The organism is Sphingomonas sp. (assembly GCF_051962185.1).
Taxonomy (GTDB): Bacteria; Pseudomonadota; Alphaproteobacteria; order Sphingomonadales; family Sphingomonadaceae; genus Sphingomonas.
Genome location: NZ_JBQCCN010000081.1, coordinates 1 through 14318, shown reverse-complemented (window position 1 = coordinate 14318; position 14318 = coordinate 1). Strand labels below are relative to the sequence as shown.

The following is a 14318-nucleotide window of genomic DNA, read 5'->3' as shown; positions in this document are numbered from 1 at the left end:
CGAAGGCCGGGGCCCAGACGCGACGCATTGGCAGCGACGGGATGCCATCGGCATTGTCACGAAACTGGGCCCCGGCCTTCGCCGGGGAGGCGTTTGGGGCAACGGGTCGAAACGAGACCGGCCCGACGATGTCGTGGCGGCACGCGAGCCGCGTCATATCCCCCCGTCACCCCGGCCTTGTGCCGGGGTCTGCCGGGCAGCACGTGCTGGACAAGAGGCTCCTGGTTCAGGAAGTGAGGCATGGCGGATCCCGGGACGAGCCCGGGATGACGGAGTAGTGATAGTAACCGTATGCGTATCTTGCTGGCCGGCTTGCTTGTCCTCCTCGCGTTCGTCCCGCGCGTCGCGGCCGCGCAACGCATCGAAACCCCCGCCGAAGCGCAGGCCCGCGACGCCGCCGAATATGCCAAGCTGTTCGACGTCCCCCAGGACGAAGCCGTCCGCCGCCTCGCCGCCCTCGACGCCAGCGTGCCGGTGACCGATGCGATCGAAGCGAAATATCGCGACCGGGTCGCCGGCATCTCGGTCCAGCACCGGCCCGATCTCAAGATCAACGTCTATCTGACCGGCGACGATCCGGTGCCGTCCGAGACGATCGACGCCGGCGGCATGACCCTGCCGATCATTTTCCGCACCGGCGCCCGTGCCTCGCGCGACCGGGTGATCTGGGCAGTGACCTGGCACCAGGCGCAGATCCGCGCGATGTTCAAGCGCCCGCCCGCCATGGGGCTCGACCCGCGGACCGGAGAATTGGTGGTGCTGATCACCAGCGGCGAGGCCAGGGCCGGGGTCGAGCAATGGCGAAAGAAGGTCGAGGCGGTCGCCGGGGTGCCGGTCAGCATCCGCGTGGTCGACCAGGTCGACGTCAATCTCGGCGGGCCGCCGGTCGGCGGCGCGCGGCTCGAGGGCACCAGCCCCGACGACGGCAAGCGCTATCTGTGCACCAGTGGCTTCGTCGTCACCGACGGCACGCGCTACGGCATCGCCACCGCGGCGCATTGCCTCGACCAGATGAGCTATATCGCGCCCGACCGCAGCGACGTGCCGCTGAGCTTCGTCGGGCAATGGGGCTGGGGCTATCACGACGTCCAGATCGGCACGGTCGACGGGCCGCTCGCCGGGCTGTTCTACGCCGACACCGCCAAGACGATCGAGCGCCCGGTGACGGGGCAACGCACCCGCGACCAGACCCGCGCGGGCGACTTCGTCTGCCATCGCGGCGAACGCACCGGCTATAGCTGCGCGGTCGTCGAGCTGACCGATTTCGCGCCCGCCGGCGATCTGTGCGGCGGCGCCTGCCTGCCGACCTGGGTCACCGTGTCGGGGCCGACCTGCAAGGGCGGCGACAGCGGCTCGCCGGTGTTCGCCGGCACCACCGCGCTCGGCATCCTCAAGGGCGCGACCTATCGGCCGGACGGGACGTGCGTCTTCTATTTCTACATGTCGGTCGATTATCTTCCCCAGCCCTGGTCGCTGGCGCTGGCGAATGCGCCGCAACCGCCCGCGCCGATGGTCGAGCCCCTGCCCGAATCCCCTGTCGCCGCGCCGCCAATTGGTGCAAGGGGGCGGCCATGACCGCGATAGGCATCTTGGGCAGCGAGGGCCGGATGGGCCGCGCGATCGCCGCGATCGCCGCCGATTTCGGCGCGACCGTGGCGGGAGGCGTCGACGCCGACGGCGACCCGCTGGCGCTTGCCGGTAAGGCCGACGTGCTGGTCGACTTCACCGCGCCGTCGGCGCTCGAGGCCAATCTGGCGGCGGCGTGCGAGGCTGGGACGCCGATCGTTGTCGGCACCACCGGGCTGGGCCAGGCGCACCACGCGCTGATCGACAATGCCGCCGCCCGGATCGCCGTCCTCCAGACCAGCACGACGTCGCTCGGCGTCACCTTGCTCGCGCGGATCGTCGCCGACGCCGCGGCGCGGCTGGGCCCCGATTGGGACATCGAGATCGTCGAGGCGCATCATCGCCACAAGGTCGACGCGCCGTCGGGCACCGCCTTGCTGCTCGGCGAGGCCGCCGCCGAGGGTCGCGGCGCCGCGCTCGCCGACCTCAAGGTGGTCGATCGCGCCGGGCTGATCGGCGCGCGGACCGAGGGCACGATCGGCTTTTCCTCGATCCGCGGCGGCTCGATCGCGGGCGATCACCAGGTGATCTTCGCCGGCCCGGGCGAGCGGCTCGAACTGACCCATCGCGCCGAGAGCCGCGAGATGTTCGCGCGCGGCGCGGTACGCGCGGCCTTGTGGCTCGCCGGCCGACCCGCCGGCCGCTACACCATGCCCGAAGTCCTGGGGCTCTGATCGGCGCCATGAACAAGGCACAAGTGGTCGAGTTCTTCAGCCGCCTGGCCGCCGACAATCCCCATCCCGAAACCGAGCTCGAATCGGGCAATCCCTATCAATTGCTGGTCGCGGTCGTGCTGTCGGCGCAGGCGACCGATGTCGGCGTCAACAAGGCGACTCGCAAGCTGTTCCAGGAGGTCCATACGCCCGAGCAGATGGTCAGGCTGGGCGAGGCCAGGCTCAAGGAGCACATCAAGACGATCGGCCTGTTCAATACCAAGGCGAAGAACGTCATCGCCTTGTCCGAGCAGTTGATCGCCGACCATGGCGGCGAGGTCCCGGCCGATCGTGACGAACTCGAAAAGCTGCCGGGCGTCGGGCGCAAGACCGCCAATGTCGTGATGAACGTCGCGTTCGGGGCGGAGACCTTCGCGGTCGACACGCACATCTTCCGCGTCGGCAACCGCACCGGGCTGGCGCGCGGCAAGACCCCGCTGGCGGTCGAACTCAAGCTCGAGAAAGTGGTACCGCAACCGTTCCGGCTGCATGCTCATCACTGGTTAATCCTGCACGGCCGATATGTCTGCAAGGCGCGCACGCCCGAATGCTGGCGATGCGTCGTTGCCGATCTTTGCGCGTTCAAGCCCAAGACGCCGGCGCCCAAAAAGGCGCGGCCCGATACGGAGTAGAAAGTCATGCGCCCGTTGTTGTTCGCCCTCGCCGTCATCGCGATCGCCGCGCCGGTAGCCGCCAAGGACAAGAGCATCCCCGCCGCGACGCCGTCTGGTCCTGCAGTGAATTGCGTGAACCTGAGCCAGGTCCGCGAGACGCATGTGCGCAGCGACCAGGTGATCGATTTCGAGATGAACAATCGCAAGATCCTGCGCAACACCTTGCCCAATGCGTGTCCCAACCTCGGTTTCGAGGAGCGGTTCGCCTATTCGGTGACCGGCAACCAATTGTGCTCGGTCGATACGATCACCGTTCTGCAATCGGGCGGTGCCGGCCCCGGGCCGCGCTGCGGCCTGGGCCAGTTCCAGCCCGTGACATTGGGCAAATAGAAACGCTGGCGCACCGGCCCGTGCTTTGCTAGGCGCACCCGGCTCGCACCCGTAGCTCAGCTGGATAGAGCGCTGCCCTCCGAAGGCAGAGGCCACAGGTTCGAATCCTGTCGGGTGCGCCAGATTCCTTCACAAAAAACGGCTCGAGATCCGCCGGCACGATCGCCTGTCCTGGGGCGATCCCGAAGCGGGTGAAAGCGCCCGCTCGTCAGCAAATCGCGCCAAATCAGCCGGGGCAGCCGGTCCGACGCGTTCGGCATGTGAACCGCTCTGGCGCGTCCCGCTCGGCGCGTTCCTCATTTGACCGGGCGCTTCTCCAGCTTGCGCGCCAGGGTCCGGCGATGCATTCCCAGCCGCCGCGCGGTCTCCGAGATGTTGAACCCGGTCTCCGCCAGCATCTCGTTGATCCGCTCCCATTCGAGGGTCTTGATCGAGGTCGGCCGCGTCGCCAGCGAAACGTCGGAATCGCCCGACGCGCGGCCGAACGCCGCCTCGACGTCGTCGGTGTTCGACGGCTTGACCAGATAATGGCAGGCGCCGAGCTTGATCGCCTCGACCGCGGTCGCGATGCTGGCGAAGCCGGTCAGCACGACGATCAGCATCGCCGGATCGTGCGCGTGGAGCGTCGCCACGCACGGCAGCCCCGACGCATTGCCGAGCTTGAGGTCGACGACCGCATAGCCCGGATGTTCGGTCAGCAGCAGCGTGTCGAGCTCGGCCGGGCTAGTCGCGACATGGACGCGGTAGCCGCGCCGTTCCAGCGAGCGCTGCAGGGTGCGGGCGAAGGTCGCGTCGTCCTCGACGATCACCAGATCGCGTATGTCATCCATTGCCGTTCTTCCTGGGCAAGGCGGGCGCGACGGGCAGGACGAGCCGCACTTCGGCGCCGCCGCCGTCGAGATTGCGCGCCTCGAGCCGGCCGCCGAGTTGCCGCGCGACATTGGTCGCGAGGAACAGGCCGAGCCCATGTCCCGCGCCCTTGGTCGATTGATAGAGCCGGCCGACCGTCGCGAGCGCGCCGGGCGCGAAGCCCGGTCCTTTGTCGGCGACGGCGATCGCCACCATGTCGCCATCGCGATCGGCCGTCAGGGTCAGTCCGCCGGGAGACGCTTCGGCGGCATTGTCGAGCATGTTCCACACCGCCTGGCGCAACGCCGGGGCGACGAGAATGTTCGCGCCTTCGACCGCCGCCGCATCGCAGGCGAAGAGCAGTTGCGGATTCAGCTGCCCCCAATCCTCCGCCACGCCGCGTACGAACGCGGCCGCCGCCATGACCTCGAGCGGCTCGCTGCGCGGCTGGCCGGCGGAGTGGAGGATGTCGGAGACGATCGTCTTGCAGCGCTCGACCTCACCTTGCATCTCGGCGACCTCGTCGGCGAGATCGGGATCCCTGGCGATCGCGGGCATGCGCTGCCAGTCGGCGAGAATCACCGCGAGCGAGCCGAGCGGCGTTCCCAGTTCATGCGCTGCGCCCGAAGCGAACAGCCCCATCCGCACGATTCCTTCTTCCTCCGCCGCCTGTTGCCGGAGATCGGCGACGTGCGCGTCGCGGGACCGAAGGTTGCGCGTGATCCTGGTGATGAACAGCACCAGCAGCCCCGCGACCAGCACGAAGCTGATCCAGCGTCCGATCGCGAACAGATCGGTGCTCTCGGTGATCAGGCTCTGCGGCAGCCGGATCGGTACGTAACGCACGGTCAGCCAGCCGTAACAGAGCCCGGTCGCCAGCACGAGGATGGCCGCCAGAATTGGCGAGAGCAGGATCGCCCCGAGCACCACCTGGAGCAGATAGAGGAAGATGAACGGATTGGTCGCGCCGCCGCTGAGATAGAGCTGCAAGGTGAGCGTGCCCATGTCGAGCAGCAGCGCCAGCATGATCTCGATATTGCGCACGCGGTGCCGCGGCAGCGCCAGCGACGCACCCAGATTCGCCAGCGCCAGCAGCAGCACCGCGCCGAGCATCCAGCCGATCGGCAGCGTGACGCCCAGACCGAAATGGACGACCAGGATCGTCACCGTCTGACCGACAACCGCGAGCCAGCGCAATTGCGCGAGCTGGCGCATATTGTCGGCCGCGACGGTTTCCGCCGCACCGCTGAAATTCGCGCGCCGCCGCGTCAAGGCGAGGATCGGGGCTTCCATCAGGCGGGCCGGTTCTTGCGCAGGATCAGGCCGATCGCAACGAGGCAGAGTCCCGACAGCGCGAACCAGGTCAGCGCATAGACCAAATGGCTGTTGCGGAACCGGATGACGGTCAGCCCGCCGACCGGATAGCCGCCCGGATCGGGCGTCGCATCGGCATCGATGAAGAACGGTGCGACGGTACCGAGATGGCGGGCGCGAGCGATCGCCGCGACGTCCCGCGAATACCAGCGGCCGGCGGCGGGATCGTTCGAGCGCAGTAGCGTGCCACGCGGTTCGCTGATCCGCAGCAGCCCGGTCACCGTCACCGGTCCCATGACCTGACCGGCCCGCCGACTCGCGGGATCGCGCAGCTCCTCGGGCACGAAGCCGCGATTGACGAGCACCGTCCCTCGCGCGGTGCGAAGCGGCGTCAATACCCAGAACCCGCCGCCGCGCTCGGTCAGCGCCTGGACCAGAGTCTCGTCCGCATGGTCGAACGTGCCGGTCGCGGTGATCCGGCGATAGGCGTCGTCCTTGTCGTTGATCCGGCTCCAGGCGGCGGGCGGCGGCAGTGCCGCCGGCGCGGCATGGACTCGCGCGTCGACCCGGGCGATCAGCTCCAGCTTCCAGGCGCGCCGTTCGACCTGCCACACGCCCAGTGCGGCGAACCCGATCACTCCCGCCAAAGCGAGCGCGAGGAAGAGGATCCTCCTCAGGGCCGCGTGCTCAGGTCCGTGCCGGGCATCGGCATCATGTTGGTGTTGAGATGGTGCATGATCCACAGCGACCCGCTGATGCAGATCAGCACCACGACCGCGGTGAAGATATAGGCCATCAACGTCCACCCGCCTTCCACCCGGCTGTTGACGTGGAGGAAGCACAAGGTGTGGACCAGGATCTGGACGAACGCCGATCCGACGATCACCGCGGCAGTCACGCGCGGGTCGGCCAGCGCATGGGTCATCACCAGCCAGAACGGCAAAGCGGTCAGCACCACCGACAGCAGGAAGCCGATCAGATAGGTTCGGCGCGAGAAATGCGCGTGGGAGACTTGGGCACTCATTGCACGACCCCGAGCAGATAGACGAAGGTGAAGACGCCGACCCAGACGACGTCGAGGAAATGCCAGAACATGCTGAGGCACATCAGCCTCTTCTGGTTCTCCGGATGCAGCCCGCGCTGGCCGAGCTGGACCAGCATGACGCCGATCCAGATGATGCCGACCGTGACGTGCAGCCCATGGGTCGAGACCAGGGTGAAGAAGGCCGAGAGAAAAGCGCTGCGCTGCGGCGTCGCGCCCTCGGCGATCAGATTGCCGAACTCGTACAGCTCCACGCCGACGAATGCCGCGCCGAGCAAGGCAGTGACGACCAGCCACAAGCGCGTCCCGCCCAATTTGCCCTGCTGCATCGCGATCATCGCGAAGCCGTAGGTGATCGAGGAGACCAGCAGGATCGCGGTGTTGACCGCGACCAGCGGCAATTCGAATAGCTCGCGCTGGGTCGGGCCGCCGGCATAGGAGCCGCTGAGCACGCCATAGGTCGCGAACAGCGTCGCGAACAGGAGCGCGTCGCTCATCAGGTAGATCCAGAAGCCGAGCAACGTGCCGCCTTCGGGATGGTGATGCTCGTCTTCGTCGACCAGGTAGAAGGTCGGGTCGGCGGCGGGGGATAGCGCGGTCGTGCTCATCATCAGGCTCCCGCGGCGAGCAGCGTGCCGCGCGCGCTTTCGGTCTCGGCGACCTCTTCCGCGGGGATGTAGAAGTCGCGCTTGTAATTGAAGGTATGGCCGATCCCGACCGCGATCAGCCCGACGAACGAGACGATCGCCAGCCACCAGATGTACCAGATCATCGCGAAGCCGAGCGCCATCGCCAATGCCGACAGGATCACCCCCGCGCCGGTATTGCGCGGCATGTGGATCGGCCGGAAGCCGCTCTGCGGATGCTCGGCGCCGCGCTTCTTCATGTCGTACCAGGCGTCGAGATCGTGCGCGACCGGCGAGAAGGCGAAATTATAGGCCGGCGGCGGCGACGAGGTCGACCATTCGAGCGTGCGGCCGTCCCAGGGATCGCCGGTCGTGTCGCGCAACTTGTCGCGATTCTTGATGCTGACCGCGATCTGGATGACGAAGGCCAGGATGCCGATCAGGATGATCACCGCGCCGATCGCGGCGATCACGAACCAGATCTGCAGGCTGGGGTCGTCGAAATGGCGCACGCGGCGCGTCGTGCCCATCAGGCCGACGATGTAGATCGGAGTCCAGGCGACCCAATAGCCGATCACCCAACCCCAGAAGGTCACTTTCCCCCAGAAGCGGTCGAGGCGAAAGCCGAACGCCTTGGGGAACCAGTAATCCATCCCCGCGAACAGGCCGAACACCACGCCGCCGATGATCACGTTGTGGAAATGCGCCACCAGGAACAGCGAATTGTGCAGCACGAAATCGGCCGGCGGCACCGCGAGCAGCACGCCGGTCATGCCCCCGACCACGAAGGTGATCATGAAGGCGACCACCCACATCATCGGCAGCTCGAAGCGGATGCGGCCACGGTACATCGTGAACAGCCAGTTGAAGATCTTCGCGCCGGTCGGGATCGAGATCACCATCGTGGCGATGCCGAAGAAGCTGTTGACGCTGGCGCCCGACCCCATGGTGAAGAAATGGTGGAGCCAGACGAGGTAGCTCAGGATCGTGATGACCACGGTCGCGTAGACCATCGACGAATAGCCGAAGAGGCGCTTGCCGGTGAAGGTCGAGGTGATCTCGGAATAGATGCCGAACACCGGCAGGACGAGCACGTACACCTCGGGGTGGCCCCAGATCCACACCAGGTTCCAGTACATCATCGGGTTGCCGCCGAGATCGTTGGTGAAGAAGTTGGTCCCCGCATAGCGGTCGAGCATCAGCAGCCCGAACGCGCCGGTCAGCACGGGGAAGATCGCGATCGCCAGCACGTTGCTGCACAAAGCGGTCCAGCAGAACACCGGCATCTTCATCATCGTCATGCCCGGCGCGCGCATCTTGATGATCGTCGTCACCATGTTGATCGCCGACAAGGTCGTCCCGACGCCGGCTATCTGGAGCGCCCAGAGGTAATAGTCAGGCCCGGTATCGGGGCTGTTCTGAATGTTCGACACCGGCACGTAATTGAGCCAGCCGGCGCGCGAGAATTCGCCGACGAACAGCGAGATCATGACCAGCAGCGCGCCCGCCACGGTCAGCCAGAAGCTGAGATTGTTGAGGAACGGAAAGGCGACGTCGCGCGCGCCGATCTGGAGCGGCATGACGTAATTGACCAGCCCGACGATCAGCGGGATCGCGACGAAGAAGATCATGATCGTGCCGTGCGCGGTGAAGATCTGATCGTAATGGTGCGCGGGCAGATAGCCCTGGTTGGCGCCGAACGCGATCGCCTGTTGCGCGCGCATCATCAGCGCGTCGGAGAATCCGCGCAGCAGCATGATGATGCCCAGGATCATGTACATGATCCCGATCTTCTTGTGGTCGACCGAGGTCAGCCATTCGCGCCACAGCCAGCCCCACAAGCGGTATTTGGTGACGGCGCCGAGGATGCCGAGCCCGAGCAGGGCGACGACGGCGAACGTGCCGAGCAGGATCGGCTCGTGAATCGGGAAGGACTCTAGCGTCAGGCGGCCGAAGATCACCTTGGACAGCGGTTGATCGAACATGGAGGCTCCGGCAGTCAATTGGTGGTCGCGGTGCGCGGGGCGGGCGCGCCGGCGGGAGAAGCGGGAAGCGGATGGGACGGCGTGCCGGGCATGGACGCGCCGCCATGCGACATGCTCGTCGGCATGCCCCCGGCCGCGGCCTTGGTCCCGGCGTTCATCTGGTCCGCCATGCACGGCGTGCCGGGACGGACGCAGCGATTGTAGACGCGGTCGAACAAGCTGGGCTCGACGCCCGAGAAATATATCGGCGGGACTCGCTCGCTGGGCTTCTCGAGCGCGAGGAACGCGTTGGTGTCGAGCGCTTTGCCGCTTGCCTTTACCCGCGCGACCCATTTGTCGAAATCGGCCTGGCCAACGCCGTAGAGCTTGAAATGCATGTCGGAGAAGCCGGCGCCGCTGTAATTGGCCGACATGCCGTCATAGACGCCGGGCTTGTTGAGTACCGCATGCAGCGTGCTGCGCATCCCCGGCATGGTGTAGATCATCCCAGCCAGCGTCGGCGCATAGAAGGTGTTCATCATGTTGGTCGAGGTCATGTCGAACCGCACCGGACGGTCGACCGGCAGCGCCAGTTCGTTGACCGTGGCGACGCCCTGATCGGGGTAGATGAACAGCCATTTCCAGTCGAGCGAGACGACCTGCACGACCAGCGGCTTGGCCTTGGGATCGACCGGCTTGTTGGCCGCGACGCGGTCGAGCGGGCGGAAGGGGTCGAGCAGGTGCGTGCTCCACCAGGTCAGCGCCCCAAGGCAGATGATGATCAGCAGCGGCGCCGACCAGATGACGAGTTCGAGGCTGGTCGAATGATCGAAATCGGGATCGTAGGTCGCCTGGTTGCCCGCACGGTAGCGCCACGCGAAGATGATGATCAGCGCGATCACGGGAACGATGATCAGCAGCATGATCGCGGTCGAGAAGATGATGATGTCGCGCTGCTGGAGCGCGACATAGCCCGACGGGTTGAGCACGGCCCGATCGCACGCCGACAACAAGGCGAGGACGGGCATCAGGGCCAGGACGGACAAGAGCCGCCGTTTCGCCGGAGCGGGATGATCGTGCATGGTCGGCGCATTGCCCGAACGACGGCGGCGCCGACATTGGACATTTTGCCCTATCCCCAAGCGGGGTGTGTCTGGTGCAAAAGACATGATCGAGCGACTCGACGAAGAATCCTGCGGAGCGACCCTACATGACTGCACCCATTGCCGCATCGGATTCGACGCCGCTCGAACGCGACGCCCGGGTGATCACGGCCCGCGAACACCGCATCGCCCCCGGAGAGATCGCGATCGGCGTGATCATCGGCCGCACCAGCGAGTTCTTCGATTTCTTCGTCTACGCGATCGCCTCGGTGCTGGTGTTCCCGTCGCTCGTCTTTCCGTTCGTCGATGCCGTGACCGGTACGCTCTATTCGTTCGCCCTGTTCGCACTGGCGTTCGTCGCGCGGCCGCTCGGCTCGCTGGTGTTCATGGCGATCGACCGCAATCACGGCCGCGGCGTCAAACTGACGATCGCCTTGTTCCTTCTCGGGGGCTCGACCATGGCGATGGCGTTCCTGCCTTCCTATGCCGATGTCGGCACCGCCGCGGTGTGGCTGCTCGCGCTGTTTCGCATCGGCCAGGGCGTCGCGCTCGGCGGCGCGTGGGACGGCCTGCCCTCGCTGCTCTCGCTCAACGCCCCCGCCAATCGCCGGGGCTGGTACGCGATGATTCCCCAACTCGGCGCGCCGATGGGCCTGATGGTGGCGGCGGCGTTGTTCGCCTTTTTCCTCTCGGCCCTGACCACCGCCGATTTCCTGTCCTGGGGCTGGCGCTATCCGTTCTTCGTCGCCTTCGCGATCAACGTCGTGGCGCTGTTCGCGCGGCTCAGGATCGTCGCGACGCCCGATTTCCAGCATTTGTTCGAAAGCCGCGAGCTCCAGCCCGCGCCGATCGGCGCGACGCTGCGCGAAGAAGGCCGCACCGTCGCGCTGGGCGCGTTCGCGCCGCTCGCCAGCTTCGCTTTGTTCCATCTCGTGACCGTCTTCCCGCTGTCCTGGGTCGTGCTCAAGACCGGCGAGCCGGCGGTCCGCTTCCTGCTGATCGAGATCGTCGGCGCGGCCGTCGGCGTGCTGTCGATGCTCGCCTCGGGCATCGTCGCCGACCGCGTCGGACGCCGCGCCGTGCTCGGCGTGTCGGCGGCCCTGATCGGCGCCTATAGCGGTTTCGCGCCGCAATTGCTCAACGCCGGCGGGCTCGGCGAGACCCTGTACATGCTCGGCGGCTTCGTGCTGCTCGGCCTCGCCTTCGGCCAGTCGTCGGGCGTGGTGAACGGCAGCTTCTCGCGCGAACGGCGCTATACCGGCGCGGCGCTGACCGCCAATCTCGCGTGGCTGATCGGCGCCGGCTTCGCCCCGCTGGTGGCGCTCACGCTCGCCAGCCGATTCGGCCTGTGGAGCGTCGGCGTCTATCTCTTGTCGGGGGCGATCTGCACGCTGGCGGCGCTTGTCATCAACAAGGAATGGGCGCGCACCGCGAGTTAGGCGCTGGCCACATGGGCTCGCTATCCCGATCATAACCGGCGCAAAAACCCGTCGCCATCACGCCCGTCCAACGAACGGTTTGACACCCGTCCCTTTTCTGGTAATTGATGTAATCGATTACATCGAATTGCACTCGTCACAGCAGGCGATTCGATCGGGTCAGGGCACAAAAATACCGGGGCAAAGCCCCGATTTTAGGGAGGAAAAGTGCGATGAGCACCGGGCACCGTCACCATCGAATCCGTACCAAGCTGTTGCTGGGAGGCGCGGTCGTCGCGCTCGCCGGCCAGTTCGGCAGTGCCAACGCGCAGACCGCGCCGAGCGCACCGGCCGATCCGTCGGCCCAGGCCGCACCGGGTTCGTCCGACGACATCGTAGTCACCGGCTATCGGGCGTCGATCGAAGCCAGCCTCCAGCGCAAGCGCGATGCCAACGCGATCATCGACGTGATCACCGCGGACGATATCGGCAAATTCCCCGACAAGAACGTCGCCGACGCACTGCAGCGCGTCCCCGGCGTGGTGATCGACCGCGACGGCGGCGAGGGCAAGTTCGCCAGCGTCCGCGGCCTGGCCTCGACCCTGACCCTGACCGAGCTTAACGGCAATTACATCGCCCCGGCCGATACCGGCGATCCCTCGCGTTCGTTCAACTATGTCATGCTGCCGGCGAACATGATCGCCAGCGTCGACGTCTATAAATCGTCGGAAGCCCGGCTGGACGAAGGCGGCATCGGCGGCACGATCGAACTCCACACGCGCAAGCCGCTCGACCTGCCGGCGCTGTCGGGTTTCGTGAGCGTCGAGGGCACCGACGCGGACACGACGAAGAAGGTCGAACCGCAGGTTTCGGGACTCATTTCCTGGAAGAACCAGGCCGACACGTTCGGCCTGCTGGTCGGCGCGACCTATCAGAAGCGCACCAATCGCGAAATGCAGGGTTCGACCGAGAGCTGGCGCTGGTGGACCGACGACCAGACCACGCAGCCGGCGACCGACGTCAACGGCAAGACCTACGCCAATGACGACCAGATCTCCTATTGGTGGGGCGGCGGCGCCACGACCCAGAGCGGCCAGCATTATTCGGGCTATTGGGTGCCGCAATCGGTCGACACCGCGGTGCTCGACCAGCAGCGCAAGCGCCTCGGCATCCAGGCGACCGCGCAGTGGAAGCCGACGGACAATCTCCAAATCACGGTCAATTACTTCCGTTTCCAGCTCGACGAGAACTCGACCAAATACCTGCTGAAGATCCCCGAATGGGGGTACGGCAACTTCTTCACCGGCGCCAAGTTCGATCCGAGCGGCACCGTGATGAATTCGGCGACCTTCACCGTCAGCCCGGCCCAGGCCGCCAGCGGCCTGACGATGGAAACGCCGCAGCTCAACGGCACGATCAGCAAGGAACGCGACATCTCGCAGACCTTCGACGGTCATTTCGATTACACTAGCGACAAGTTCGACCTGAACGTCACGGTCGGCCGCACCCGGGCGACCGGTGGCCCGTCGCAGGTGTTCAATGCCGCGTTCAAGCCTCGCCTGACGACGGCGATCGCCCAGACCAACGGCAACATGCTGAGCTCGTGGGATTTCTCGAGCGGCGTGCCGGTCGAGACCTTCTCGTCCAACATCATCCAGAATTTGCAGTCCGGGATCGCCCAGCTCGACGGCGGCTCGACCAATTCATCGATGACCAATGCCACCAACGAGCAGACCTATTTCCAGGTCGACGGCACGTGGAAGGCCAATGGCACACTCGGCTTCCTCGACAATATCCAGTTCGGCGGCAAGTATCGCGACGGTGGTGTCCATCGCCAGACGTTCAATACCGAATGGGTCGTGCCGGGCGGCAACATCAACGATTCCTCGACCTGGTTCCAGAGCGTGTCGCCGTACAATTCATACGCTCAGGCGAGCTTCTTCTACGCGCAGCCGATGGCCATCCAGGGGGACGCGTTCCACGCCAACCTCTTCCCCGCCGTCAACATGCAGAATTATCTCGACTGGCTGAACCAGAATTTCGGACCGGCGCAACGGCGGATCGAAAACAACTTCATCTGGGACGTCAAGGAACGGGTCTGGGCGGGCTACGTCCAGGCGAATTTCAAGACCAGCCGTTTCCGCGGCAACCTCGGCGTGCGCGTGGTCGGAACGCAGCAGACGAGTTCGTCGTCCGACCAGATCAACTATAATTGGCGTTATTACGTGCCGGGCACGGCGACCATCGTGACCAATCCCAACTCCCAGGTCGGTACGGCGCCGTGCACCGTCGACCCATCCGGAATCTGCGAGGTCCTGCCGAACAACTACCAGCAGACGCAAGTCACGCAGACCGACACGACGGCGAAGAACTATCTCGACGTCCTGCCCAGCCTCAACGTGGCCTATAATCTGAGCGACGACCTGCTGATCCGCGGTGCCGTCGCCAAGGTGATCTCGCGGCCGGAATATGGCGATTTGGGCAGCCAGCAGCAGCTCAACTATAACGGACCCGGCTGGGAAGCCGATCGCCAGCAATTTGGCGCCCAGCCCGGCTGGTCGGGCAGCGGCGGCAACAAGAACCTGAAGCCCTATTCGGCGTGGCAGTTCGATCTCGGGCTGGAATGGTATTTCCACCGGGGCTCGGTGTTCGGCGTCGG

At 65.9% G+C, this 14318-nt stretch carries 13 protein-coding genes and 1 tRNA gene; 7 read left to right on the top strand and 7 right to left on the bottom strand.

Annotated elements, in window-relative coordinates:
- Positions 1 to 291: 291 nt before the first annotated feature.
- From ACTHJR_RS05125 to ACTHJR_RS05105, 5 genes are all read left to right on the top strand, one after another.
- Positions 292 to 1575 (top strand): hypothetical protein, encoded by a 1284-nt coding sequence (locus ACTHJR_RS05125; protein ID WP_440522048.1) that lies wholly within the window; start codon positions 292 to 294, stop codon positions 1573 to 1575.
- Positions 1572 to 2300 (top strand): 4-hydroxy-tetrahydrodipicolinate reductase, encoded by a 729-nt coding sequence (dapB, locus tag ACTHJR_RS05120; RefSeq protein WP_440522047.1) that lies wholly within the window; start codon positions 1572 to 1574, stop codon positions 2298 to 2300. The genes ACTHJR_RS05125 and dapB overlap by 4 nt, the downstream gene beginning before the upstream one ends.
- Before the next feature lie 8 nt (positions 2301 to 2308).
- Positions 2309 to 2971 (top strand): endonuclease III, encoded by a 663-nt coding sequence (gene nth, locus ACTHJR_RS05115; protein WP_440522046.1) that lies wholly within the window; start codon positions 2309 to 2311, stop codon positions 2969 to 2971.
- Between the two features lie 6 nt (positions 2972 to 2977).
- Positions 2978 to 3343 (top strand): hypothetical protein, encoded by a 366-nt coding sequence (locus ACTHJR_RS05110; RefSeq protein ID WP_440522045.1) that lies wholly within the window; start codon positions 2978 to 2980, stop codon positions 3341 to 3343.
- A gap of 45 nt (positions 3344 to 3388) precedes the next feature.
- A tRNA-Arg gene (locus ACTHJR_RS05105) sits at positions 3389 to 3465 on the top strand.
- Positions 3466 to 3639: 174 nt separating this feature from the next.
- Here the strand turns inward: ACTHJR_RS05105 and ACTHJR_RS05100 are convergent.
- Genes ACTHJR_RS05100 through cyoA form a run of 7 tightly spaced genes read right to left on the bottom strand, consistent with a single transcriptional unit; the run spans position 3640 to position 10166 of the window.
- A complete protein-coding gene (locus ACTHJR_RS05100) occupies positions 3640 to 4173 on the bottom strand; it encodes a response regulator transcription factor (protein ID WP_440522044.1) in 534 nt (177 codons plus the stop codon).
- Positions 4166 to 5485 carry an ATP-binding protein gene (locus tag ACTHJR_RS05095; protein ID WP_440522043.1) on the bottom strand — a complete coding sequence of 440 codons (1320 nt, stop codon included), beginning with the start codon at positions 5483 to 5485 and terminating at the stop codon, positions 4166 to 4168. The genes ACTHJR_RS05100 and ACTHJR_RS05095 overlap by 8 nt, the downstream gene beginning before the upstream one ends.
- On the bottom strand, positions 5485 to 6144 hold the full coding sequence (locus tag ACTHJR_RS05090) for an SURF1 family protein (RefSeq protein ID WP_440522042.1): 660 nt from the start codon (positions 6142 to 6144) through the stop codon (positions 5485 to 5487). Before ACTHJR_RS05090 ends, ACTHJR_RS05095 begins: the two co-directional genes overlap by 1 nt.
- Before the next feature lie 35 nt (positions 6145 to 6179).
- On the bottom strand, positions 6180 to 6530 hold the full coding sequence (gene cyoD / locus ACTHJR_RS05085) for a cytochrome o ubiquinol oxidase subunit IV (protein WP_440522041.1): 351 nt from the start codon (positions 6528 to 6530) through the stop codon (positions 6180 to 6182).
- Entirely contained in the window at positions 6527 to 7156 is a 630-nt protein-coding gene (gene cyoC / locus ACTHJR_RS05080; protein WP_440522040.1) for a cytochrome o ubiquinol oxidase subunit III, read from the bottom strand. Before cyoC ends, cyoD begins: the two co-directional genes overlap by 4 nt.
- Before the next feature lie 2 nt (positions 7157 to 7158).
- The gene (gene cyoB / locus ACTHJR_RS05075) at positions 7159 to 9159 is read right to left on the bottom strand and encodes a cytochrome o ubiquinol oxidase subunit I (protein WP_440522039.1); all 2001 of its coding nucleotides are present in this window, start codon (positions 9157 to 9159) and stop codon (positions 7159 to 7161) included.
- Positions 9160 to 9173: 14 nt separating this feature from the next.
- Positions 9174 to 10166 (bottom strand): ubiquinol oxidase subunit II, encoded by a 993-nt coding sequence (cyoA, locus tag ACTHJR_RS05070; protein WP_440522038.1) that lies wholly within the window; start codon positions 10164 to 10166, stop codon positions 9174 to 9176.
- A 182-nt stretch (positions 10167 to 10348) separates the two neighbouring features.
- On the opposite strand from cyoA, the gene ACTHJR_RS05065 reads away from it, so the two are divergent.
- Positions 10349 to 11680: an MFS transporter gene (locus ACTHJR_RS05065; RefSeq protein ID WP_440522037.1), complete on the top strand. Its 1332-nt coding sequence runs from the start codon at positions 10349 to 10351 to the stop codon at positions 11678 to 11680.
- A 212-nt stretch (positions 11681 to 11892) separates the two neighbouring features.
- The coding region (locus ACTHJR_RS05060) for a TonB-dependent receptor (protein ID WP_440522036.1) at positions 11893 to 14318 on the top strand (2426 nt) is incomplete at its 3' end.